Source organism: Paenibacillus sp. FSL R5-0636 (assembly GCF_037974255.1).
Lineage (GTDB): Bacteria > Bacillota > Bacilli > Paenibacillales > Paenibacillaceae > Paenibacillus_AQ > Paenibacillus_AQ odorifer.
Genome location: NZ_CP150232.1, coordinates 868,471 through 894,258 on the forward strand (window position 1 = coordinate 868,471; position 25,788 = coordinate 894,258).

General features: G+C 43.0%; 21 protein-coding genes. 18 read left to right on the forward strand and 3 right to left on the reverse strand.

The annotated features are described in order from the left end of the window. Window position 1: 1 nt before the first annotated feature. Window positions 2–625 carry an NAD(P)H-dependent oxidoreductase gene (locus MKX34_RS03780; protein WP_076296203.1) on the reverse strand — a complete coding sequence of 208 codons (624 nt, stop codon included), beginning with the start codon at window positions 623–625 and terminating at the stop codon, window positions 2–4. Window positions 626–769: 144 nt separating this feature from the next. Here MKX34_RS03780 and MKX34_RS03785 point away from each other — a divergent pair, with 144 nt between their 5' ends. After that, window positions 770–1,468 (forward strand): winged helix DNA-binding protein, encoded by a 699-nt coding sequence (locus MKX34_RS03785; RefSeq protein ID WP_076098701.1) that lies wholly within the window; start codon window positions 770–772, stop codon window positions 1,466–1,468. Between the two features lie 2 nt (window positions 1,469–1,470). On the opposite strand, the gene MKX34_RS03790 is transcribed toward MKX34_RS03785, so the two are convergent. Continuing rightward, window positions 1,471–2,409, reverse strand: coding sequence for a YafY family protein (locus MKX34_RS03790; RefSeq protein ID WP_038568750.1), 939 nt, complete (start codon window positions 2,407–2,409; stop codon window positions 1,471–1,473). A 96-nt stretch (window positions 2,410–2,505) separates the two neighbouring features. Between MKX34_RS03790 and MKX34_RS03795 the strand changes: the two genes are divergently transcribed. The 13 genes from MKX34_RS03795 to MKX34_RS03855 all read left to right on the forward strand — a co-directional run bounded on the left by MKX34_RS03795 (window position 2,506) and on the right by MKX34_RS03855 (window position 18,156). Continuing rightward, on the forward strand, window positions 2,506–2,955 hold the full coding sequence (locus MKX34_RS03795) for a VOC family protein (RefSeq protein WP_076105333.1): 450 nt from the start codon (window positions 2,506–2,508) through the stop codon (window positions 2,953–2,955). Between the two features lie 192 nt (window positions 2,956–3,147). Continuing rightward, window positions 3,148–3,729, forward strand: a complete 582-nt coding sequence (locus tag MKX34_RS03800; RefSeq protein WP_076296204.1) for a TetR/AcrR family transcriptional regulator — start codon at window positions 3,148–3,150, stop codon at window positions 3,727–3,729. Window positions 3,730–3,766: 37 nt separating this feature from the next. Next, entirely contained in the window at window positions 3,767–5,077 is a 1,311-nt protein-coding gene (locus tag MKX34_RS03805; protein ID WP_042184919.1) for a cytosine permease, read from the forward strand. A gap of 4 nt (window positions 5,078–5,081) precedes the next feature. Beyond that, window positions 5,082–6,194 (forward strand): DUF917 domain-containing protein, encoded by a 1,113-nt coding sequence (locus tag MKX34_RS03810; RefSeq protein WP_076296205.1) that lies wholly within the window; start codon window positions 5,082–5,084, stop codon window positions 6,192–6,194. Further along, complete coding sequence (locus MKX34_RS03815; protein ID WP_076296206.1) at window positions 6,194–7,774, forward strand: hydantoinase/oxoprolinase family protein; 1,581 nt, start codon at window positions 6,194–6,196, stop codon at window positions 7,772–7,774. The genes MKX34_RS03810 and MKX34_RS03815 overlap by 1 nt, the downstream gene beginning before the upstream one ends. A 143-nt stretch (window positions 7,775–7,917) precedes the next feature. Next, a complete protein-coding gene (locus tag MKX34_RS03820; RefSeq protein WP_256715502.1) occupies window positions 7,918–8,769 on the forward strand; it encodes a transporter in 852 nt (283 codons plus the stop codon). A 54-nt stretch (window positions 8,770–8,823) separates the two neighbouring features. Further along, complete coding sequence (locus tag MKX34_RS03825) at window positions 8,824–10,521, forward strand: hypothetical protein (RefSeq protein ID WP_076296207.1); 1,698 nt, start codon at window positions 8,824–8,826, stop codon at window positions 10,519–10,521. Window positions 10,522–10,633: 112 nt separating this feature from the next. Then, a complete protein-coding gene (locus MKX34_RS03830; RefSeq protein ID WP_076098697.1) occupies window positions 10,634–12,514 on the forward strand; it encodes a PAS domain S-box protein in 1,881 nt (626 codons plus the stop codon). 233 nt (window positions 12,515–12,747) lie between these two features. Continuing rightward, entirely contained in the window at window positions 12,748–13,092 is a 345-nt protein-coding gene (locus tag MKX34_RS03835) for a YojF family protein (RefSeq protein ID WP_036684865.1), read from the forward strand. Window positions 13,093–13,115: 23 nt separating this feature from the next. After that, complete coding sequence (bshB2, locus tag MKX34_RS03840; RefSeq protein ID WP_038574105.1) at window positions 13,116–13,769, forward strand: bacillithiol biosynthesis deacetylase BshB2; 654 nt, start codon at window positions 13,116–13,118, stop codon at window positions 13,767–13,769. A 203-nt stretch (window positions 13,770–13,972) separates the two neighbouring features. After that, on the forward strand, window positions 13,973–15,880 hold the full coding sequence (locus MKX34_RS03845; RefSeq protein WP_076296208.1) for a flagellin: 1,908 nt from the start codon (window positions 13,973–13,975) through the stop codon (window positions 15,878–15,880). 165 nt (window positions 15,881–16,045) lie between these two features. Then, on the forward strand, window positions 16,046–17,419 hold the full coding sequence (locus MKX34_RS03850) for a hypothetical protein (protein WP_076098695.1): 1,374 nt from the start codon (window positions 16,046–16,048) through the stop codon (window positions 17,417–17,419). 80 nt (window positions 17,420–17,499) lie between these two features. Next, window positions 17,500–18,156, forward strand: coding sequence for a SprT family zinc-dependent metalloprotease (locus tag MKX34_RS03855; RefSeq protein WP_038574107.1), 657 nt, complete (start codon window positions 17,500–17,502; stop codon window positions 18,154–18,156). A 58-nt stretch (window positions 18,157–18,214) separates the two neighbouring features. Here MKX34_RS03855 and MKX34_RS03860 read toward each other — a convergent pair whose 3' ends face one another. Beyond that, entirely contained in the window at window positions 18,215–19,912 is a 1,698-nt protein-coding gene (locus MKX34_RS03860; protein ID WP_076098694.1) for a PucR family transcriptional regulator, read from the reverse strand. A 541-nt stretch (window positions 19,913–20,453) separates the two neighbouring features. On the opposite strand from MKX34_RS03860, the gene MKX34_RS03865 reads away from it, so the two are divergent. From MKX34_RS03865 to MKX34_RS03880, 4 genes are all read left to right on the forward strand, one after another. Continuing rightward, on the forward strand, window positions 20,454–21,164 hold the full coding sequence (locus MKX34_RS03865) for a DUF2877 domain-containing protein (RefSeq protein WP_081383834.1): 711 nt from the start codon (window positions 20,454–20,456) through the stop codon (window positions 21,162–21,164). Between the two features lie 3 nt (window positions 21,165–21,167). Further along, the gene (gene fdrA, locus MKX34_RS03870; RefSeq protein ID WP_076296209.1) at window positions 21,168–22,712 is read left to right on the forward strand and encodes an acyl-CoA synthetase FdrA; all 1,545 of its coding nucleotides are present in this window, start codon (window positions 21,168–21,170) and stop codon (window positions 22,710–22,712) included. Between the two features lies 1 nt (window position 22,713). Then, window positions 22,714–24,144: a DUF1116 domain-containing protein gene (locus MKX34_RS03875; protein ID WP_076296210.1), complete on the forward strand. Its 1,431-nt coding sequence runs from the start codon at window positions 22,714–22,716 to the stop codon at window positions 24,142–24,144. Between the two features lie 89 nt (window positions 24,145–24,233). Further along, the gene (locus MKX34_RS03880) at window positions 24,234–25,775 is read left to right on the forward strand and encodes a hypothetical protein (protein WP_036684876.1); all 1,542 of its coding nucleotides are present in this window, start codon (window positions 24,234–24,236) and stop codon (window positions 25,773–25,775) included. Window positions 25,776–25,788 lie beyond the last annotated feature (13 nt).

Sequence of the window (25,788 nt, forward strand, 5' to 3'; positions counted from 1 at the left end):
TTTAGTCCAGTCGTGCAAACCGTTGTTCAATTTTATCAAGATGCTTCACCCGCTCTTCTAAGCAGCGATCTGACATCCCGGCATAATTATACCAACGGAGGTTCTTCCGTATTCCCATTTTGCGGAAGGTGCCTCTGAATAGAATTTTGGTGATGGGGTTGCCAAAAATCCAGCGATAAAAGAAGTCGGGTGTGTTCATTACGGTCAGCAAGGACACTCCTTTAATATTTGGGAGCAAGCATTTGAAGGGCCGCCCAGGTTTAGTTTCTTCGTAGACAATGCCTTTTGCGAATACCTTATCAAGAAAACCTTTGGTAAGAGCGGGCATGGCTTCCCACCATATAGGGAAAATGAAGACGATATGATCCGCTGCTATAAGACGCTGCTGATAATTGGCGACTAGCCGGTCGGTGGTTTTCTTTTGTCGCCAAGCAGTGAGTTCTTCGCGTGACATGACCGGATCAAATCCATCGGCATGCAGGTCGATAAGATCAATCGTATGGCCTTTGGTGGTGAGACCTCGCATAACGGAGGCTAATAAAGCTGCGGAATAGCTTCGCTGATGGGGGATATTCTCGGACGCTGATGCACCGTAGGGATGATCAAAAATAATTAAGACATTCATATAAACACCTTCTTTATCATTTATTGTTTCTTAGAAATTAAATATTAACTATGGAAACAATAATACGTTTTAAGTTTCCTTGTTGTCAATATTATTTCTAGGAAACTTTATTTATGAGCTGTATCTTGTTAAAATGAGCATAAGATGAATTTACGAGGAGACGTAACAGTGACGCATTCTTTCGAGAACTTACCTAATAAGGATATTTTGATAAAAAAATTAATAGAGAAGATTCCCCAATTACAAAAGCGATTTCAATCGGAGGATGACGAAGAGAAGGAATGGTTGATTCAGAACTGCAGTAATCCCCTTATCATTGATTTCCTCCAAGACTCCACAGTCATGATGCTGCATGTAATAGATGCGATTGGACAGCTTGAGCCGGTGAATGGTACTACCATTTCGAAGCAATTCGGAATTCCAAAAGGCAGCGTGTCCAAAATCACAAGAAGATTAGTGCAACAGGAAATTATTCGCACGGAGTTTCTCCCCGATAATAAAAAAGAAGTGCTTTTTCTTACAACACCTCTAGGGAAAGAAATATTCGATTTGCATTTAGCCCTACATAAGCAGATGAATAAAGGGATAAACCGGTTTCTACAGAGATATAACACGGATGAATTGTTATTTATAATCCAAGCCTTCGAGGATACTTTGGAAGCGTCATGGGTTCATTCGGAATCTGTTGCTGAAAAAGAACTATTAACTACCGGAGCATCTCTTGAGCCAGTGGAAAACGATGAAATGAGTCAAATCGTAGACATGCTTAACCAACTGGATACGCGCAACCTCAAAAAGGCTAAGGCAGTTCTCCAAGCTATGTTTTTTACCCCTTTTGATTAGCTTTATATTTTTTGATAGTGATTTACCAGTTGCTCTAACTTATCTTTGATTATTTGTTTTAAGGCTTCAGGTTTCACGGATGTAACAGCATGACCATATCGGATAAAATAATTAGCCAAGAAATCCTCTTCACCTGGATTATAGAATCCCTTAATGACTGTTTTCGGACCAGCCTCTATTTCCATAGAAGGATAATGTTCTTTATAAAAAATATCCTTTGCTTGTTCCGCAATCTCAACTTCAAAGTCAATACTTTTCGCAGACTGATAGATTTCTAATGAACGACTAAGAAGTTCTTCTATAGAATAACGAGCCTTGCTTTCCTCTTCTTCAATGAAGGTTATTCGATCACATCTAAAAACTCTATATGTATTCGTCGCAAGCTCTATTCCAGTGGCATACCATTGACCAAACTTAGCGGAAATCCTAAAGAATTGAACAGGGTAGCTTTTTGTTTGGTTTTCTTTTGTATATTCAATGTTACAGGCACTCTCATTTAGAATACTTGCTAGGATTTTATCTAAAAAACGGCTGACATGCTTATGCTGATACATTTCGAATTGCAGGACCTTTTTCATTTTGTGAATCTGGTTGATTTGTGTACTCGATAGACAGTGCTCGAACTTTTCGTTTAGCTTGTTAACACTTAGATGAAAGGGTGTGGATTGATAAGATTCTAACGTCAGCATGGCAAAATACAGCGCATAGACTTCATCTATCGTGAAAATAATAGGGGATAACAATCTGTTTTTTAGAATACCATAACGTCCGTGTCTTCCATGTTCCGCGAAAATAGGCATACCCAATTGTTCTAATGAAGTAACATCACGTAGCGCTGTGCTTTTTGAAATATTGTATTTCTCCATAAGGTTACTTAGATTAAAAAACTCTCGCCCGTTTAAGTATCTCATCATGTCATTTAATCGTTCTGATTTCTTCATATAAAAAGCTCCTTATTAAGGTGTCATGTTTTGATACCTTTATATATGATAATAAGTTTAAGATCACATATCAAATATACGAAGGAGATTTACACTATGAGTACAACACTAGAAGTAGCTATTTTCTTATCGATGAAGGGAAGAGCCAAGGAAGCTATAGAATTTTACAAAAAGCATTTTGATGCAGAGGAATTGTTACGTGTCACCTATCAACAACTTGCAGAGCGTGACAGCTCCATACAGCTTACGGATGAAAATAAGGATTATATTACTCACTCTGTCCTGTTAATCGGAAAAACAAAAATAATGATAGCAGAAGATACAATGAATACGAATGAGAAATATACAGTGGGCAATAACACTTCATTATGTATTCAAAGTGCTGACTTAGAGGGGATTGAAGGTTTTTATAAAAGCTTAATCACAGACGAGCGCGTGAAAATTATTTCTCCGTTATCCAGCAATGTGTTTAGTAAAGCCTACGGTATCATTGAGGATCCCTTTGGTATTCAAATTCAACTCATGTTTGATGAAAGATTACATTAACAACTTTGCTTCTAAAGTAAACCCAGCTCACCGTTCAGCTGATCATAATTCAGGGATTATCCTGATGTGGTCGGCTTTTTTTGTATGTATTGAGGGCTATTTTTTTTATGAAAAACATTGAATTATTATGCATAAAGATGTATAGTGTTTTTTAATTAACGTTAATTAAGTAAGTAAGGGATGTGGAATGTCTTGACCAAAAACAAGTTGAAAGAAGTAGCGATGCGACTATTCGGAGAGAAGGGTTACGAGGGTACGGCTCTCTCTGAAATTGCGAAGGAAGTTGGCGTGAAGACTCCGGCGATCTATGCCTTTTTTGAGAATAAAGAAGATTTGTTTATGACGGTCTTTCGTGAGGCTATGCAGTCCTATAACACTTATATTCAAGAGCTATCGGAAGAGCAGAAAGTATTGAGTGCGCAGGAAAGTCTACGAGGCATATTGTCTAGACAGTATGAGTTCTATCAGAAGAGCCCTGAAGCAAGCAAAATTGTACTGAGGTATGTGGTATTCCCACCGGCATTCTTAAAGGAAACGATTGAGGAAGCATTTCTAGAGTCCGACGCGATGCTGACGAAGATCATTGAACAATTCATCTCGAAAGGAATGGAAGAGGGCATAATTCGCGATCAATCCGTGCAGCTTCTCGCAGATGCTTTTCTCAACTTGATGGATGGATTAAGCATGCAGTATTTCTATTACACTTCTAAGGGAATTTATGAGCGTAAGCTAAACCATGCGTTTGAAATGTATTGGAAAGGTGCGTCCTCATAGCGCTACAGAAGAAGATAACAACAAGGGGATGGGGAGAATGGCAGAAGTAAGTGAAGTAAAGGGGAACGAGCTTAGCTCGGGGGATTTTGAGAGAGAGCCGGTTCCAGCGCATTTGCGTAAAAAATGGCTATCTATGTCGCTAGTCTGGATCGCCATCGGAATTGACCTATCAGCGATGTTCTTGGGTGCTCAGCTTGGCAATGGAATGAATCTGACGGATTCACTCACAGCAACAATAATCGGTTCGTTAATCCTAGGGGTGATCGGAGCGTTATGTGCGTATGTAGGGGCGAAAACAGGGTTATCGACATCGATGATCTCTCGGTTTCTATTCGGAAATGTGGGTGCACGTGTCGTAGCGGTTATCCTCGGTATTTTCTCACTCGGTTGGTTTGGGGTGCAGGTCGGCTTCTTCGCTTCGAATATGCAGACTGCTTTTAGTCAATTATGGGATATTCATCTGTCCTTAGGGGTGCTTTCATTCATAGGTGGGCTTCTAATGATGTCGACAGCTATTTGGGGATATCAATCTATTGAACGACTAAGCACCTGGTCCGTACCATTGCTTATTTTGTTTATCGGAGTGGCTATTTATTCCGCGTTCCACACCAAAGGAGCTTCAGCCGTGTGGGAACCGATTAGCGGAGCAGCGATCCCGATGGGGACAGCGATCTCGCTTGTTATTGGTATCTTTATTGTCGGCACGGTGCTTTCACCGGATATCGCTCGTTGGGCGCGCACACCGAAGCATGCTATAACCGCGGCCTTTATCGGCTTTTTTGTGGGTAACAGCTTCATGACGATTGTAGCTATTTTCCTATCTCGAATTATGGACACAGATGATCTGACGAATATTTTCATTGCGCTAGGACTTGGGCTTCCAGCCATTATCGTCTTAACCCTTGCCCAATGGACGACAAACACGAACAATTTATATTCTGCTTCGCTAGGGTTCTCTGTCGTGTTCCAAAAGGTTCCGAAAAAGCTAATTACTATTGTGGCAGGTATCTTTGCTACGTTGCTTGCCGTATTTGGCATCTATGATAAGTTTTTATCTTTCCTAAATATTATTACGGTGTTTGTCTCTCCAATCGGGGGGATCTACACGTCCGAATTTTTGCTTGTAGATCGAAAGAAATTCACTTTTGAAGGTCTGGATCGCAATAAGAACTGGGTGATTCGCTCCTTAGCGGTGTGGGTTGCAGCTACGTTGTTCGCTTTTATGACAACCGCAGCGCCAGATGGATTTGGATGGTTCCAAATCACGAGCGTACCGGCATTAGATGCGTTTATGTTCGCCTTTATCGTGCAGTGGATTGTCGGCAAAATCATGACAAAGAAGGGATAACAACATGAGAAATCACAAACTAACAGAATTAAATGAACAAGCGGTGCAATACATTGCTGTTGGTGCAGCCGTTCTTGGAACAGGCGGGGGCGGTGACCCGCATATTGGTAAATTGATGGCGATGGAAGCTATTCGCAAATATGGTCCTGTTCGTTTAGTAAGTCCTGAGGATCTGGAGGACGATGCATTGGTTGTTCCTATATCCATGATTGGCGCACCTACGGTTATGAATGAGAAGATTCCTTCGATTCAGCAAATGATCAAGCCTTTGGATATGATTGAGAAAGAGCTGGACCGCAAGGTGAGCGCCATTATGCCGATTGAGGTCGGTGGCGGTAACTCTCTGGTTCCCGTAATTACGGCTGCGGAACGCAATATTCCTATCGTAGATGCGGATGCCATGGGACGGGCTTTTCCAGAATCGCAAATGGTGACATTCTACTTGGACGGTATTGACTGCAGTCCGATTACGATGGCAGATGAACGCGGCAACGGTGTGCTTATGCATGCGATCGACGGTGTTTGGGAAGAGCGGATGGCGCGTGCGGTTACGATTCAAATGGGCGGATCAGCTTCGATTTGTGATTATCCGGTAACTGGAGCGCAGGTAAAGCAAAGTGCAATTCCACATACCTTGACGCTTGCGTATGAAATTGGAAAAACATTGTTTGAGTCCAAGGAATTGAAGCAGAATCCAATTGAAATGCTGCTGAAGCAGCTGAATGGATATGCGTTGTTCCAGGGTAAGGCAGTAGACATTCGCCGTCGTACAGAAGGCGGATTTACACGCGGTGAAGCGATCTTCGAAGGTACAGATGCTAAAAAGGGACGTACGATGACTTTGTTCTTCCAGAATGAGTTCCTTCTTGCCACAGAAGATGGACATTCAATTGCTATTACTCCTGACCTGATCTCTGTGCTTGACCAGGATACCGGTATGCCAATCACGACTGAGAATTTGAAATACGGTGCTCGGGTTAGTGTGGTTGGTTTCCCTTGTGATCCGAAATGGCGTTCACCAAAGGGCCTCGAGACGGTAGGTCCACAATATTTTGGCTATGATGCACCTTATGTTCCAATTGAACAATTGGCAGCAGAGAAAGGGGGAGCAGAGTAATGTCTCATACGAATGTAGACAACATGGAAGAAATATACCGCATTGGGATTGATGTCGGCGGGACAAATACAGATGCAGCCTTGCTCGACTCCAAGCTAAACACCATTCATACGATAAAAGTGCATACCACACGTGATGTGAATGAAGGCATTACTGAATCCATCCGTCGTTTGTTAGCAGAGAGTAGTGTGAATCCGGCGCAGATTCGTTATGCAATGCTCGGAACTACGCACTGTACGAATGCTATTGTAGAGCGCAAGCACTTGGGGAAAGTCGGCTTGATTCGAATCGGGGCACCGGCAACAACTGCGGTTCCTCCACTTGCGGATTGGGACGATACACTTAAGGCAACGGTTTGCCCACATGCTTATGTTGTTCATGGTGGATATGAATATGATGGCCGCACGATTGTTGAAATGGATGAAGAAGAGATTCTAGACTGCTTTTTGAAAATGAAGGGTGAAGTCGAAGCGGTTGCGATCTGTGGTGTGTTCTCCCCAGTGAATACCTCGCAGGAGAAACGTGTCGAAGAACTAGCGAAGCAAGTACTTGGCGCAGATATGCCTGTGACGTTGTCTCATGAGATTGGAAGTATTGGATTGCTCGAGCGTGAGAACGCGTCGTTGCTGAACGGCGCATTACTTAACGTCATTGCTGGAGTCGTAAAGGGCTTCGAAGAGGCGCTTCACACTTATGGAATTGACGCGAGCCTATACATCTGTCAGAACGATGGAACACTGATGTACAGTGAATATGCGCTTCGTTACCCGATTCTGACGATTGCTTGCGGTCCGACGAATTCCATTCGGGGCGCGGCACACTTGTCAGGTCTGAATGATGCACTTGTTGTTGATATCGGTGGCACCACGACAGATATCGGCGTCCTGATGCAAGGCTTCCCGCGTCAATCCTCCGCTGCGGTTGAGATTGGCGGGATTCGCACGAACTTCCGCATGCCGGATATCTTATCGATCGGGATCGGCGGCGGTACAATCGTTCGCTTGGATGAAACGCAGGATCAGGTAACAGTGGGTCCGGATAGCGTGGGGTACGAGCTATTGAAGCGCGGTCTCATCTTTGGTGGTGATACGCTCACAGCAACCGATGTGGCGGTGAAGCTTAATCGATACGAGTGGAAAGATGCGCAGACTGAGGCACTTGATGAATCGATCTGCAAGAGAGCAGATGAGATCATTACGCGGGATATCGAGGAAGCGATTGATCGGATGAAGACAAGCTCAGATCCTGTTGACGTCATTTTGGTCGGTGGCGGAAGTATTCTTGTGGCAGACAAGCTTGAAGGTGTATCACGGATTGTAAGACCGGATCACTATGATGCTGCAAATGCGATTGGCGCTGCGTTAGGTGAGGTGAGCGGGGAGACAGAGCGGATTTATTCCCTGGACGAAATGTCTTATGATGAAGCTAAGGAAGATGCCCGCAGCCATGCAATAGAGCAAGCTGTTCTAGCCGGTGCAGATCGCGATACCGTTCAGATCGTATTGTCTGAGGATATTCCGATTGCATACTTGCCGGGTAATGCCTTGCTGGTAAAAGTAAAAGCGGCTGGACGTTTATAAGATGATTATGGATCTGCCTTGAGGAGTGAACTCTTCGAGGCGGATCTTTTTGTCTTTATAATTGTATTACCAAGAAAGAAAGGGGATTTAGAATAGCTGTCGAAGTGGGTTATGTACATATTTTAACGATGGGAGAGAGGACAATGAAAGTGATTAGCACATTAGAAATCGTAGATGTACAGACTAGGGAGCGTACTGCCCTCCGCTCATTTGATTATTTAATCGAGGCACCCAATTGGACTAGCGATGGTAAGCGTCTTATTTATAATAGTCGAGGTTGTCTCTATTCGTTCGACATCGCAACCTGTGAGCTTGTTCAAATTGACTCGGGGTTTGCTGCGGAATGTAATAACGATCATGTTCTGTCTTTTGACAACACTAAGATCGCAATTAGTCACCATACGAAAGAAGATGGTAAATCTCGTATATATATTCTTCCCATGGAGGGTGGCGAACCGGTTCTAGTTACACCGAATGCTCCAAGTTATTTACATGGTTGGTCTCCAAACGGTGCTGAGTTAGCTTACTGTGCAGAGCGCAATGGTCAATATGATATTTATACCATTCCAGTAGACGGGGGAGTAGAGGTACAACTGACGGATTCGCCTGGGCTGGATGATGGGCCTGAATATTCACCAGATGGGGGACATATATGGTTCAACTCGGTGCGTACAGGGCTGATGCAGATATGGCGAATGAATGCCGATGGCACTGAGCAAACACAGATGACTTTTGATGAGAGTAATAACTGGTTCCCGCATGTATCGCCAGATGGGCAGACGATTGCCTACTTGAGTTACCGCAAAGGAGATGTAGATCCTGGCGATCACCCTGCGAATAAGGATGTTGAGATTCGATTGATGGCAAGCACGGGAGGAGATTATCGCACACTAGTACAATTGTTTGGAGGACAAGGTACGATTAACGTGAATTCGTGGTCTCCGGATAGTAAACGCTTGGCGTTTGTAAGTTATGTGGTGGAGGAATACGAATAAAATACCGATAAAAATTATAGTATTGTTATTTATATATAAATGGGGGGAAGTTGGATGAAGAGGATTTTTAGTGTTTTGCTAATTGTATTACTGGTTATACCAGCGCTCGGCACTACAACCTTTGCGAGCAATATGGTGAAGGCTAAGGTAACAGAGAGCAGTACATATTTTGATGGAGAACAGCGGAACCTGAATGGGTTCAACATATCGAATAACAATTATTTCAGACTACGCGATTTGGCAGAGTATTTCTCGGGAACGAGCAGCCAGTTTGATATCACTTGGAATAAAGCGAACAATGCGATTGAGATCATAACTGGACAAGCTTATACGCCCGAAAAGAAAACTACGAGCAACTATTATAGCCGCAATAAAAATTATGCAGCTACGCTTTCCAACTCTAAGGTGCTGGTCAATGGACAGTTGCAGTCTATTACGGCGTACAATATTGATGATAACAATTATTTTCAGTTGAGAGATTTGGCGGGTAAAATCCCGTTCGATATTGAATTTGACGTTCAGTCTGATCGCATATCGTTATTCTCCAAAATCCCAGATCATGCTTACCGGGTAAAGACGGCGGCTGTAGTTGAGAGTAACGGGGAATCTTCTTATTTTCCTAGATGGAAAAGTACGGCCTCTTCTTATCTTGTGAATAATAAGGATGGGACTGTAAGTGTTATTGAGGCGAACAAAGAGTTTACGATTGAAACGTACAATGAGAAGTACGAACTAACAGGCAATAAGAGCATTCCTTTTGAGCTTCCGGTGTTTGGTGGCTTCTTTAGTGGGGAGAAGTATAACTATATTGCTTTTGGCCAAGAGAACCGCGAAGAGAATGATAGCAAAGAAGTCATTCGTATTGTCCGTTATGATAAAAGCTTCAATAGAGTAGACAGTGTCTCCATAAAGGGTGGGGAGAGCTATACCGTTAGCCCGTTTGATTCAGGCTCCGGTAGTATGGCTGAGGCTGGAGATACGCTTGTATTTCACACCTCACGTACAAGATACACGACAGAAGATAAATTAAATCATCAATCCCAGCTTACCATTATCGTAAATACTAAATCCATGACCGTGACCAATGATCTGGGAAGATTCCAGAAGAATCATGTCAGTCACTCTTTTGACCAATATGTATTGTTTGATGGTGCTACGCATGTTCTAGTCGATCATGGTGACGCTTATCCTCGTTCGATTGTTCTGAATAAAGGAGACGGAGCCAGTTATAACGAAGTAGACTTATTTAATATTCCCGGCAAAATCGGAGCGAACGCGACGGGTGTTTCTATAGGCGGATTTGAGCTGTCCTCGGCGAACTATATAGTCGCTATGAATTCGGTAGATCATTCACTAGTCAAAGAGTATACATCTTATGAGATGGTGGGTTTAGAAACGGACCAAAGGGATGTCATGCTTAGTGTGTTGCCCAAGTCCAACCTGAGCAGTACTTCGGTGAATCACATCACCTTGGCTAAATATGTAGGCACGAACCTGATCGCGTCCATCCCTAAACTAGTAAAAATCACAGACGACAAAATGATGGTGCTGTGGCAGGAGTTTGATAAAGAGAATCATCCGGTTGACCTGAAATATGTTCTTATAGATGGAGCGGGAAAAGCTACTAGCGACATCCAAACGATCAAGTATTTTGCCTTATCAGAGTGCAGTCCTATTATTAGTGGGGACAAAATCATTTGGTATACGAACAATAAGGGGTCCAGAGTGTTCTATTCGATCCCGTTAAATTAACGGATTCAATTAACAACAAAGTGGGTAAATTAGACTATAAGCTATAAATAGGACCTTCTAATTAGAAGGTCTATTTTTTCACGCAAAAATCACATCATCCATGGAGGTCGCTATGCATCGCGTAAATCTAAACCAGGAACAGTTCAACCAACAGGTGATTAATCACGCCTCCTTTGGGATCGCCCTTTTAGCGCCAAATGGTTTGATTCTGACCGTAAACCCGGCCTTTGAACAGACTTTTGGTTATTCCACTGAAGAGTTTGAGGGTATGCGGTTAGAAGACCTTTCTCACCCCGAAGATTTCGGCAACCTTCATGATTTAAAGGCACTCTTGGGTGAGAAAACAAGATTGCAGATGGAAAAGCAGTTTATCACAAAAAATGGAGATTATATTTGGGGACAGCTTACTCTCCACTTATTCAGCGACGAGTCGAATCAGCCAGCATATTTCATTTGCCAAATCGTTAACATTACAAAGCAAAAGGAATCCGAGCAACGCCTTCAGGAGTCTGTTGAACGGTATACGTCGCTTAAAAAATACAACCATGACGCCGTCATTTCCTTTGACCTTGATGGTCGAATCATTAACACCAATAGTATGGCTGAAAAGATAACGGGCTACGCCATCGAGTCCGAGTTGATCGGGATGAAGCTTGCAAGTCTGATTGGAGAAGAGAATGTCCAGCGCATTCTGGAAAGAGCCCTTTACGATAATACGGTTGAGCAGTATATCAATAAGCTTGTCACTAAGGAAAGCGAAGTAGTTGAAGTGCTCACCAGTATTGCACCCATTTATGTGAACAATCATAATATCGGATTTTACCTTATATGCAAGGACATTTCCGAGCAAAGGCAATTGTCGCTAGCTAAGGAAGCCGCAGAGTCCACGAATAGAGCTAAAAGTGAGTTCCTGGCTATGATGAGTCATGAAATTCGCACTCCCATGAACGGGGTGATCGGCATGACTGATATTCTGCTTGAAACAGAGCTTAATGAAGAACAACGTGAATATGTAGAAATCATTCGCAAAAGCGGAGGAATCCTGCTCAATATAATCAATGATATCCTTGATCTTTCAAAAATTGAGGCAGGCCGTAGCGAGCTGCAAGAGGATACATTCGATCTGCGAACTTGCCTCAAGGACAGCTTTTCTGTTATCGCAATAAAAGCTGAACAAAAAAATCTGGAGCTCACCAGCATCATAAATCATGACGTTCCGGAATTTATTTACGGTGACGAGGAACGCTTGAAGCAGGTGTTCTTGAACCTGCTAGGCAATGCTGTGAAATTCACACCGGCGGGCAGCATATCGGTAAAAGTTAGGCTTGTAAAGGAAGATCCCTCCCTGCTTGCCTTTACGGTAACCGATACTGGCATTGGAATTGATCCTGATCGACTTACTGATATTTTTGAACCGTTTGAGCAGGTGGATAGCTTTATGATGCGGAGACATGAAGGTACGGGGCTTGGCCTTGCCATCAGCCGCAGAATTGTCGAAATGATGGGTGGTGAGATCTATGCGGAGAGTGACGGCAAGAGCGGTACGTCGGTTACCTTCACAATCAAGCCCAAGAAATCAGTGGTAATCCCTCGCCAAGAGGCTAACATTAACAAGCTTCATACCGCACGTGAAGCAAGAATTTTACTTGCTGAAGACAACACTATCAATGCGCTAGTACTGACCAAAATACTCGAAAAAATGGGTCACAGCGTTATCGCCGTAACAAACGGCATAGATGCGGTTGAAGCAGCACGGAAAGAACCCTTTGATCTTATTTTATTGGATCTTCACATGCCCATTATGAACGGCATAGAGGCTATGAAGATGTTAAGAGATGAGCATCAAGAGAAATGTCCGCCCATCATCGCGGTCACGGCTAATGCTTTGAAGGGTGACCGCGAAAATTGTCTAGCTGCCGGGATGGACGAGTATATCAGCAAGCCTGTAAAGCGTGAAGTCATCGTAAAGATGTTAGATCAGTTTGTGATCTAATATAAACTGCATAACCTCTTAGTGATATTATCCCCTTCAGGTGAACAGTAAAAAGCCAGTCCATTACTGTTACACTTGGAGGGGATCGCTCTATCCATTGAATTACATAGCATTGCACGTTATACTTTGAAAAGAAATACGGACCCGCTTATCATATAACAGATCCGTCCTTCTATAAGGTATGGATCTTATTTTTTGTATGTATATATTCAGTCAGAGACGGAGGCGCAACATTGCAGCTAATCAATCAATCGGAAGTACAAGATAGGATCGACCTGCTTAAAGATCAGGATCTATATATCCATCTTGAGATGACAACGGGAGCCTACGCTGCCCATTTAGATAGTTCGAAGCATCCAGCCGCTACTTTTATTACCAATGCTATTATTCGATATTCCCATGGTTCGATTTCCGGCAACGGTCCTTATCGGGTCGGCTTAAAAATGTCGCAGGGCTGGGTTTATTCGGAAGGGCTAACTCACTATGAAGAGAGTGAGACAGGCAGATTGATTATGGCTGGACATGATGCTCAAGGCAAACTGATCGTATCGTTACAATTAAGCCGAGAGCCGTTCTAATGGAAGAGGAGATGAAGAGTTCTGTGGAAAAACATATTCTTGTTATTTTGCCACATCCGGATGATGAGGCCTTCGGTATATCAGGTACCCTTGCCAAACATATACAAAATGGGACCCAAGTTACCTACGCATGCCTAACGCTTGGAGAAATGGGCCGAAATATGGGCATCCCGCCCTTTGCGAATCGGGTAACCCTCCCGGAAATACGTAAGAAGGAGCTGGAGGAATCCTGCGAGGCTATTGGCATACAGGATTTAAGAATGCTTGGTTTTCACGACAAGACGATAGAATTCGAAGATCAAGTCTTGCTCGATGGGCAGATTGATGCGCTCTTGAAAGAGCTTAAACCTTCGCTGATCATCACTTTCTATCCAGGGTACAGCGTTCATCCTGATCACGATGCTACTGGAGCTGCAGTGATCCGAACCGTTGCAAGATTGCCGAAGGAAGAAAGACCTCCTGTTCACTGTATAGCTTTTGCTAATAATATTGTAGAGATTGGGGAGCCAAAGGTTATCAATGATGTGAGAGATTTCCTCAAGCACAAGATGGCGTCCATTCAGGCGCATCGTTCCCAATTCCAGGCTGCTGAGCTGTTGGGCAGCAAACCTTTAAATGATAAAGAGATCCAAGCTCGTTTTGGAACAGAACATTTCTGGATTTATCCGTTTGAATGATAATGATCTAGTCAGAATTTTAGCGGTGATCTGTTGTCGGTGCTTAACCGGTGATAGATCGCCGTTTTTGTATGTGAATATTCAACTTTTCAGCGGGGGACGGTGGGAATTTAAGGCGAGGCCTTAAGACACGGGTAATTTGACCTAAAAAATTACTAAGGACTATCCGATATAGAAGATACTAACAATTGAAAGGTGATTAAATGCGAATCGGTCACAACATCACGTCTTTAAATAGTTTGAACAGATTAAATAAAAATAATAAATCTATTACAAGTTCACAAGAGAGGTTATCTTCTGGACTTCGGATAAATATAGCGGCAGATGATGCTGCAGGATTAGCAATTTCTGAGAAAATGAGAGCACAGATTCGTGGATTATCTCAGGCAGCAAGGAATACACAGGATGGTATTTCACTAATTCAGACTGCTGAGGGTGGACTTGGAACTATACAAGATCCTAATCTGCTAAGACTTCGGGAGCTTGCAATACAGGCTTCAAATGATACCTTAACAAATTTTGATCGAACATTGATTCAAAAAGAAGTTGAGCAGATAAAGCTTGGGATAAATGATATTGCTAATAACACTCAATTTAATGGAATTCATTTATTGAATAATGACCTCGAAGTAAACACGAATATTACCCCAGTACAGGGCAATATAAGTACGAACTGGACAGCTAACATACCTGCCAGAGATTTATCTAAGACTTCAGATGGAGGTTACGTCGGAATAAGAATTCCCGGTAATAATCCCTTCAAATTAGATAGTATGGGTAATCTGGTTTGGTCACAAGCAATTCCTAATATGGATGTGTATAGTATTAAGGAATCTAGTGATGGTGGTTATATTTTATTAGGAAATGATTTCTCAGCAGGGGCAATTTCCGATCAAAGGATAAATATAATTAAATGGGATGGGAATTTGAATGAGCAGTGGAGTACAGGGGTATCTGGCGTCTACTCCATTATGGGGAATGAAGTAATTGAGACTAGTGACGGTTCCTTTATTGTGGCAGGGACGGGTTCCGGTATTCAAAATTGGGATGGCCTTATGGCTAAATTTAATAGTAGTGGTGTGCAACAATCCACCTCGATAGTGGGTTCTTCACAATCCAATCCTGTTGGCTATGGAAGCGAAGAATTTAATTCTATTATTGAAACTGCTGACGGCGGTTATTTGGCTATTGGTTCATCAAGTCTCAAACTAAACAGTTCTTATACCGATAAGTCAAGCTGGGTTGTGAAATATGATAGTAACTTAAATCCGTTATGGGACACACGAGTCGGTGCTGCTGGGGATGATGAAGGTTACCGCGCCATCGCAACCAGTGATGGAGGGGCCATAATTGTTGGTTCTTATAACGACTCTACTAAAACTAGTGGATTAATCTATAAACTAGACAGTAGTGGAAACGTATTGTGGGAGAAGAATATCTCAAATGAAACTTCCAACTCCAGTCAACTTACTAGCATTACAGAAATGAAAGATGGGAATTACATCGTTGGAGGAATAGTAGATAATAATTATCGTCTTTCCATTTTTGATCCACAGGGAAATGAATTGGCTAATGTTAATCTAAATGGTGGGGGCTCTACGGATAGATTAAATAACATTATTAGTAATGATGACGGAAGTTACACTTTTTCAACTACAACTGGAATAACCAATTTCAATGTATCTTACGGATCAAACCCTGGTACCACATATGATTACAAAACAGTAAATCTTCAGGTGGGAGCAAACTCTGGGGATAACTTCGCTGTTAAATTAACAGATGCTAGAACTACTGCTCTGGGAATTGCGGATATAGATCTTTCAACTAGACAAGGTGCCGAATTAGCGATTTCGAAAATAGACAAAGCTATAAATACCGTTTCATCCAAGCGTTCAATGTACGGCGCGTATCAAAATGCATTAGAACATATCCATAATAACCTAACCAATTACGAAGTGAACTTAACAGCAGCTGAATCACGAATAAGAGATGCAGATATGGCAAAGGAAATGATGAAGCTTACCAAATACAATGTCTTATCTCAAGCATCACAAGCCATGTTGGCTCAAGCTAATCAACAGCCTCAAGGCGTGTTAGAGTTGTTAAAATAGTGCTATACATACAGTCTATGCATTTCAGTGCATAGGCTTTTTTTAGAATCTATGATGATCTAAGAAATGATTTACAAAAAAATTTCCAGAGACTATTATATTTCTATGCGTAATATTTTCCTTTTTTAACTAGATTATTGTAAGAATTTATCTCTGGAGGTTCAAATGAAAAAGCACGACAAAATCATTTCCTTCATCTTCATGTTCATTATGATGGTGACGGCTATTTTCTGGGTAAACTCGACCACTAGTTGGACTATGATGGGTACCCTTGCTTCCGTGGCCTGTTTCGTACTTTTTATATTATTGGGACTCCGTACTATACCTGTTTTGACAGATTTTGTTCTGACAAATCCAGCGCCTGAAGTAACTTTGGAAAATAAAACACGGGACAGAAAGCAGGCTTGGCTATATATTATCGGCTGGGTAGTGGCTAGTAGGGTCTTGCTTATGATTATCGGGTATATATTTTTGATCATACAGAATGGCTATTCCGGTGGTTTGTTTAACAAAATAGCTGAGACCTGGCATATATCGGGGATCGACGCTTCACATTATTTGGGCATCGCGGAGAATTGGTATGTGACGGAGGGAGATCCGAAATACCATATTGTTTTTTTTCCTTTTTTTCCAAATCTAATTAAAGTAGTTCAAGTATTCGTAGGGAATTATCTCGTAGCTGGATTCATCGTTTCTAATATTTGCTCGCTTGTTGCTGCCTTGGTCGCCTATGAGCTTGCCGCACTAGACATGCATCGAAAGAGTGCTATGCGAGTAGTGAAGTATATTTTTATATTTCCGGCTGCGTTCTTTTTCTTCATCCCAATGACCGAATCTCTATTTCTGGCCTTATCGCTGTTGTGTTTATATTTTGTGAGAAAAAAAGAATGGCTCATCGGATGTTTATGCGGTGCACTCGCAGCGTATACGCGTTCTCCAGGGGTGCTGTTGATTGTACCGGTTGCGATTGAATTTGCACGGGAACTTATAGGGAATTATAAATTACTAGATAAAAAAGCGTTTATACATAAGCTGACCACCGCCATTGGTTGTCTTGCTATCATTTCGATGGGTTTGCTGGCTTATCTTTACATCAACTACTATGTTACGGGAAATGCTTTTCAGTTCAGTATTTACCAGAGGGAGCATTGGTCACAGAAGTTCTATCTCTTTTTCGATACCGTAAGATATCAGATGGAATATGCGGTGGGCACCTTTAAAAGTGGAGATAGCCGTTCTTTTCTCGGCATGTGGCTGCCCAATTTAATCGCTATATTCTCAGCACTAATTATCATGTTTATGGGAGCAAGAAAACTACGGCCATCCTATACTGCTTATTTTATCGTGTATTTTGCTTTCGTAGTGGGAGCTACCTGGCTGCTGTCAGCCCCGCGTTATTTGCTTGTTGCCTTTCCGCTAGCTTTTGCAGCCGTTGCGCTTACTAATGAAAAGCCGAAGGATGTTGCACTTACTGTTATATCTGTTGTGGGTAGTATACTTTACTTGGCAATGTTTGTAGCGGGATATCCGGTGTATTGAGGAATCGTGTTAAAATAGGAGAACGCCTAGGTGCGTTCTTCTTTTTTATTGCGAATAATCTTATAGAAACGATGGTGGGTATGAAGATTGATTACGACAATCAGGTGATCGAGTTTAATGTTCAATATGGAAACGGGAAAAAAATCTCCATTCATATAGATTCGTCAGGGCGCATAACACTCAAGGTACCTAAGAAAACATCTGAAGAGACGATTAAAAGTGTGGTTGAGCGTAATGGCAAAATGATTGTGGAGAAGCTGCAAAGTCTCGAAGCGGCTCGTGAAACGCCAAAGATGATCAGAGCGTACGAAGATGAAGGAAAGTTCCTGTATCTAGGCAAATATTATTCTCTGCATGAGCTTATAGAGACAGCGGAGCTAAGTGAAGAACAACTTCAGTTAAAGCTGAAAAAGTTCTATTTCTCTAGCTGCAAGAAGCTTATAGGAGAGCGGATCACTAGGTACCAGACGCAGCTTAGAGTAAAACCTAAGAGTATCGAAATTGTAGAGTCCAGGACCAAATGGGGAAGCTGCAGTTCCGATAAAAAGCTAACCTTTAACTATCGTCTGGCCATGGCTCCCGTGGAGGTTATCGATTATGTGATCATCCATGAGTTATGTCATTTGCTGCATATGAACCATGATCGCTCCTTTTGGCGACGGGTTGGAAGCCTAATGCCGGATTATAAGGAGAAGGAAGAATATTTAGCAAGATATGGACGTGCTATGACGTTATGAAAAAAAGGGTATTCCAGTGCAACTAGAGTAATGGTTGCCGGGAATACCCTGCGTTATTTTAACCCCTTTGCAGCAATCGATAGAGGTTAAGTGCCAGTTGAATCTCGAATAACTCATCTGAGTTTTTCAGATCTATATTTAGCAAATCTTTGATTTTATCAATCCGGTAAATAAAGGTGTTGCGGTGAATAAACATCGCTTTTGCGGCTTCGGTTACATTCTGATTGTACATAAAATAATACTCCAAGGTAGACATGAATCTCGTGTTCATCGTCTGGTCATGTTCATGGATGCCTCCCAGAACTTTGTTAAAGAATGTCTCCATTTCCGTAGGCTTAATATTGGAATCCAGAAAATGATAGACAGAATAATCCTCGAAGTGAGCAATGCTCCGGCTGTCTTTATTAAACCGCTGCATGAGCCGCATAGCTTCCTGGGCCTCGAAGAAGCTTCTATGGAGCGAAGCAAGTGTCTTATACTGACTGCCAATGCCGATGAGAAAATGATTTTTAGTCATTTCCTGAGCCAGCAACTGCAGCACCTCTTGAGCAAAGGCTTTCGTATCGCTTACGGAAATTGGCGGTTTATTTTCATTTTTGCCGATCAAGATGATGATTTGCTGATTGCGATAGTAACAGATTAGCTCTCCACCTGCATTACTGGACAAGCCATAGATCAAATTGACACATTTTTTGACCATATACTCCATTTCGTATTTTCTATAAACCATGTCCGTGTAGTTTTCCAGCTGTGTAGCTTCAATATGGATAACTGTACAGTAATACGCATAGTTAACTTTGAGCCCATGCATAGCAGACAGGGAATGCAGTGTTTCTGTTGAAGTAATATTGCCAGCTAATAAGTCGTCGAAGAAGTCCTGCCTAATTTTATGCTTTACCTCTTCGATTTCCTTGGCTTTGATCCGGTCCAGTGCAAGCATCGTGGATACATGCTCTAACGCGGTGTAGTCAAATTCAACCAGCTTGCGTACCGTTTGCAGAACGACGATATACGCGTAAGCGTTACTGGATACAGAAACCGGCATAATGCAGCACTTGTACGGCTGTCCCTGAGAATAGTAGGTGCGTTTGATGGATTTTTTGATTTCAGTAATATACTTTGGGAAAGCTACCGTGAACTCTGGTGGAAAAACAGGCCTGTTCTTCACCAGTGGCAGGAATTCCTGAAGTGGAGATGGGTTATCCTTATGATCTGTATAGCAGAGTAGGTTCCAGTCTCTATCTAATATAAGAACAGGGTTATGGATCGTATCGGACAATTCCGCCGATATTTGCTCAATACCGCCGCCTTCGAGCGCGATTTTGAAGAGCGCATTATGAAGGTCGAGCGAACGTCGGTTCACTGCATCGTAATCCGCGTTGGTCTTTTCGTTAATGATCGCAATGACTCTGGACAAGGTGTATTCAAAAGGGAGCTCCAGTAGCGGAAGTCCATGCTTATCAGCAAGCTCGATCATGTTCTGCGGGATAGCATCGAAATATCGCTTCATTTTGATGCAGAGTCCTGCACAGTTATTCTCCACCAGCTCATGAATGAATTTGTTCTGCAGCTCCGTGCTGTCTTTGAAGATATATCCGGTGGATAAAAGCAGCTCGTTCGAGGTCAGCCAGTCAAATACGTCCGGATTCTCGATGATATTAACTACGGAGATTTGATTGTTTAGGCCAGAATGCCCCGCAACGATCTTTATGCCTTCGATGGATTTGATTTGTAAGATATCTTTTATCGTTAGCATCAATTCACACCTCTCATCATCACCCATTGTGCAATGTGCATAGTGATTACTTGTTGTTTTTAGTGTTCTTGTATGATGACCCCCAGTGTACGGAGGACTACAATAAGGGTGTCAGGTAACGTTTAACCGTTAAACTGTGATATATTTCACAAAAATATCCTTTTTCACACAGAAAGCAACTCAATCTTTATCATTCTTGGAATTTTATGAACTGAGTGTAACATCTTCTATCATTCATCATCAACCGTTACGGTTTTTTTATGAGAACGCTTTCTATATAGGATAACCTGACAATAAGTGACCAAACCATTATCTACTTCCTTCTCAAGGGGGCGATCAAACGGAGTATTCTCAGAGCAAGTGTACCTCTTATTTAAAAGCTGGGATATCCAGTGATAGCGCGTTCTTTCATCGGATTCGAGAATCAAGATTTTCCGGAAATATACACAGCATATTTGAGCGGACGATAAATGTAAGGTGCAAGGCAACTGATGAATTATATACCATTGCGAGCAGTAGGGTAGATAATGCGCCTAATACTTTGATTACAGAGGTTAGTAGTTTTTCGGTTCTTGGACTGGTTGTGGGAGAAGAAGTTTTTGCGGAGAATGATCAATTATATATTGGCACTAAGCTTTCAATATCGATCAAGGAACTGACAGTTTGGCAGAGCTCTCTATCTATTTTTCCAAAAGAAGTAAAGACGCTAAGAGATAATTTGGCAGTGGCAAAAGCTTATATCAATAGCTATGGAAAACCAGGCGGTATGAAGCAGTTTGCGGGTTCTAGCTGCTTTGAGAGAGAAACGATGCGGCTGCTGGAAGAGCGATCTTCAGGTCTTCTGAATGCCTTGGCGAATGACAGCATGGAAGATGCTGCTTTTTATGCAATTCGACTAATGGGATTAGGCCCAGGTCTGACTCCGTCGGGAGATGATTTTTTAGTTGGATTGTTTGCTGTGATCCATCTGCCTCAGAGTCCTATTAGTAAATACCAGCCGTGGTGCAGGGAAGTCGTGAACGAAGCAGCTGAATTAACGAATGAAATAAGCTATATGGCTCTGAAAAAAGCGGCTTGGGGTCAGGTGAGAGAGTCAATGGGTCAGATGCTGCATTCGCTCATGTATGAGAGTAAGGAAAATATGCTTCTTGGCTTATCGGCAGTGCTGGATATAGGTTCTTCTTCCGGAACAGATATTGCCTTGGGGATCATTAGCGGTTTGGATCTTAATCTAGAACAACGTTGGAGGTAAGATATGTCGACTAAAATAGTAATTAAAAGAAACACATACTTTGATTCCGTCTCGCTCATGTCGTTGTCGACCAAAGCGAATCAAATAGAGGGTGTCGAACAAGCTTTTATCGCAATGGCTACTCAAATGAATAAAGAGGTATTAGCGAATGTAGGGCTGATAACCCCTGAGCTAGAGGAAGCTAAGAATAGTGACCTGATGATCGTAATCAAAGCAGCATCCCCTGAGCTGGCTGAAGTTGCCTTTGGAGCAATCGAAGAGCTGTTTATTAAAAAAGACAGTGCAGTTGGCGGTACAGAGCTTAAATATCCAACAATTGAGTCGGCAGTGAAGAATAGGACAGCAGCTAATCTTGCAGTGATTTCAGTCAACGGAGCGTTTGCAGCCAGAGAAGCAAGAAAAGCGCTGGAGAATAATCTCCATGTCATGATGTTCAGTGACAACGTAAGCGTAGAAGACGAAATTGAGTTAAAAAAAATAGCACATGAGCGTGGATTGCTGATGATGGGGCCGGATTGCGGAACCGCGATCATTGGAAATATGGCATTATGTTTTGCCAATAAGGTTCGTAAAGGCAATATCGGCATCGTGGGTGCATCGGGCACAGGAAGTCAGGAAATCAGCGTGCGGATTCACGATTTTGGCGGAGGCATCTCACAGTTGATTGGCACAGGCGGCAGAGACCTAAGTGAACGTGTCGGCGGAGTAATGATGCTTGATGCTATGAAAGCGCTTAACGAAGACGAAGCCACTAAGGTCATTGTGTTGATTTCCAAGCCACCAGCCAAAAGTGTGGAACAAAAAGTGCTGAATGAAATCAAAAATATGCATAAGCCTGTCGTGGTCTGTTTTATCGGAGGAACGGAGGAAGCTGTTCTGGAGGCAGGTGGACATTTTGCCAAAACAACCAAAGAGGCCGCGCTGAAGGCGGTAATTCTATCCGGCATAGATGAGAGTCAAATTGACAAGCATCCGCTAAACCTTCCGCTGATTGAAGAGATTAAGGTCAAGCTGAAGCCAGAACAGAAGTATATTCGTGGGTTATTCTGCGGCGGTACTTTATGTGATGAAGCAATGTATCTAGCGATGGAGAAATACGACGATGTCTATAGCAACATTCCAAAAGATCCGGAATATCAGCTGGGTGATATCCATATCAGCCAAGCGCATACGTTTATTGACTTTGGGGATGATGGGTTCACTAACGGCAAACCACATCCGATGATTGATCCTTCTTCACGGATTGCCAGATTCAAGCAGGAAGCGAAGGACCCGGCGGTGGGCGTGATCATTATGGATTTTGTATTAGGCTATGGATCACATGTGGATCCAGTAGGTGTTATGGTGCCTGCAATTATTGAGGCTAAGCAAGCAGCGGAACAAGAAGGCAGACATTTGGAGATTGTTGGCTATGTACTTGGAACCGATCTGGATACACCTTCCGTCCAAGAACAGCTTGATAAGCTGGTATCCGCGGACGTTACCTATGCAAGCAGTAATACGAATGCAGGACTTCTTGCCAGAGGTTTTGTAGAGAAGGGAGTATAACATGAGCATAATCAATGAGTTATTTAAGAGTGAACTTCACGTTATCAATGTCGGCCTAGAAATGTTCAAGGATGATATCCTGAAGCAAAAAGGCAACGTAACCCATCTGGAATGGAAGCCACCTGGTGGAGGTAAGCCCGAATTAATTGCTGCACTGGATGCGTTAGAGCAAGAGGGGATTGCTGCAAAAATTGAGGCTGCCAACAAGCTGGCTGTAGAGCGAATCGTGAATTCACAACCGGTATTGGTTGGTTTTGATCAAGCGATCAACGTCGTACCCGGGATGACTAAGACTACGATATTACATGCAGGGCCTCCGATTACTTGGGATAAGATGAGTGGTCCCATGAAAGGTGCAGTTACCGGCGCTTTGGTCTTTGAGGGCTTGGCGAAGGATCTCGATGAAGCTGCCGAACTAGCGGCATCAGGTGAGATTACGTTCTCCCCTTGTCACGAGCATAATTGTGTGGGTTCCATGGCAGGGGTAACCTCAGCCTCTATGTTCATGCACATTGTAGAGAATAATACGTATGGCAACATCGCTTATACGAACCTTAGTGAGCAACTGTCGAAAATCTTGCGGATGGGTGCAAACGATGAAACGGTCGTTGCCCGTTTGATCTGGATGAGAGATGTGCTTGGACCGATGCTGCGTGAGGCGATGAAGTTCTCTGAGAACGGCATTGATCTGCGGCTCATGTTATCACAGGCGCTCCATATGGGAGATGAATGCCATAACCGCAACAACGCTGGAACGACTCTTTTGATTCAGGCATTAACGCCGCTTATCCTGAGAACAGATTTTACTAATGAGCAGAAAATCGAAGTGTTCGACTTTGTGGCAATGAGTGATTATTTCTCCGGACCAACCTGGATGGCTCTTTGTAAATGTGCACTTGATGCTGCCCATGGCATCGAGCATAGCACCATCGTAACAACGATGGCCCGCAATGGCGTGGAATTTGGTATTCGTGTCAGTGGAATGCCAGGCAATACCTGGTTTACCGGTCCTGCGCAAAAGGTTGTCGGACCGATGTTTGCAGGGTATAAGCCGGAAGACTCGGGACTCGATATCGGAGACAGTGCGATTACCGAAACGTATGGTATAGGTGGCTTCGCCATGGCAACCGCGCCGGCGATTGTAGCATTAGTTGGGGGAACCGTAGATGATGCCATGAACTATTCTGTGAAAATGAAGGAAATCACTACGACGGAGAATCCAAATGTGACGATTCCTTTGTTGAACTTCCGCGGAATTCCTACTGGAATCGATATTCGTAAAGTGGGTCAAACCAGCATTATGCCAGTGATCAACACGGCTATTGCCCATAAGGATCCGGGCATCGGAATGATTGGAGCCGGAATCACTCATCCTCCAATCGAGTGTTTCGAGCAAGCCATTCTCGCTTTTAGCCAGAGCATGCATTCATAGAACCACCCGCCCTTCAGGCCTATTCAAGGGTCTGAGGGCTTCATAAGCCATTGGTATGTAAGCGCTAACGATCTAGGGGGAGATTTATTATGGATCAAGTATTTATGAAGATGTTCTGGAAAAAGGGAGATTGGGCCGCGTTTTTCGGGCTGCTTGCTAACAATTTAACCAATCTGCTTACGATGATTTCATTGTTAATTTTTGTAGTAGGATTTCCGGAAGGTATGGTTTACGGCAGAGTCGTTCCTGCGTTTGGACTCGCGATTTTTATCGCAAGTATTGCTTATGGCTGGTTTGGATATCAGCTAGCCAAAAAAACAGGCCGAACGGATATAACCGCATTACCTTCAGGGCCTAGTGCTCCATCGATTTTTACAGTAACTTTTCTAGTGTTAATTCCCGTATTTAGAGAAACCAATGATGCATCATTTGCGCTGCAAATTGGTCTCGTATGGTGTTTGTTCGAAGCCTTGATCCTTATTGTCGGCTCATTTCTGGGAGATGTGCTGCGCAAGGTTATTCCAAGAACCGTACTTTTATCTTGTTTATCTGGACTTGGATTGTTATTGCTGGCCATGAACCCGATGCTGCAATCCTTTGAAACACCTGTGGTTGCTTTTGTTGTACTTGTGATCATCTTTATTAACTGGTTTGGCAAATCGCCGATATTCAAAAAAATTCCTACAGGATTTCTGCTGCTGATTGCTGGAACCGCGCTGGCTTGGATATTTGGTTTGCAGAATCCAGAAGCGATCACAACGGCTCTTTCAACCCTGGGGTTTAATCCACCAGAGGTGCATATTACCAGCTTAATTCAAGGGATTCCGCATGCCTTGCCATACCTGGCTTCTGCAATTCCATTGGGACTGGCCAATTATATTTTTGACCTTGAAAATATTGAGAGCGCACATGCTGCCGGAGACCCTTATAACACTCGTAACGTTATGCTAACGAATGGGGTTGCTTCAAGTATTGGTGCTTTCACAGGTAATCCGTTCCCGGTAACTGTGTATATTGGTCATGCAGGCTGGAAATCTATTGGGGCTGGACTTGGTTATACCATAGCTTCTGGTTTCTCCATGTTAATTATTTGTCTCTTTGGCATAGGAGCACTGCTGTTGTCTATCATACCTGTTGTGGCGATTGTTCCGATTCTGGTCTATGTCGGGGTCGTTACGGCGAATCAGGTGGTTCGAGAGACACCTAAAAATGAAGTGCCCGTTATCTTTATCACCTTGTTCCCATGGATCGCCAACTGGGCTCTAACGCTTGCGAACAACATTTTTAATGCGGCTGAAACTTCGGCTTCCAAGGTGGGGATTGATCTCTTATTAAGCAAAGGGGTTTATTACAACGGCCTGATGCATTTAGGAAATGGTGCACCGCTTAGCAGCTTGATTTGGGGCTCCATCACTATTTTCTCTATCCTGAATAAACCACTGCGGGCTGCTGTCTTTGCTGTAATCGCGTCTGGCCTATCTTTATTTGGAATCATTCACGCGCCGACTGTTGGATTTGCTCAAGCTTCACTTATGCCGTTCGTATACGCCTACTTGATGGTGGCAGGATTATTTGTTTATAAGCATTTTTCAGACCTTCGTGACCCAGCGAACAAGCTGCAATCCGAATAAATAATTGATAAAA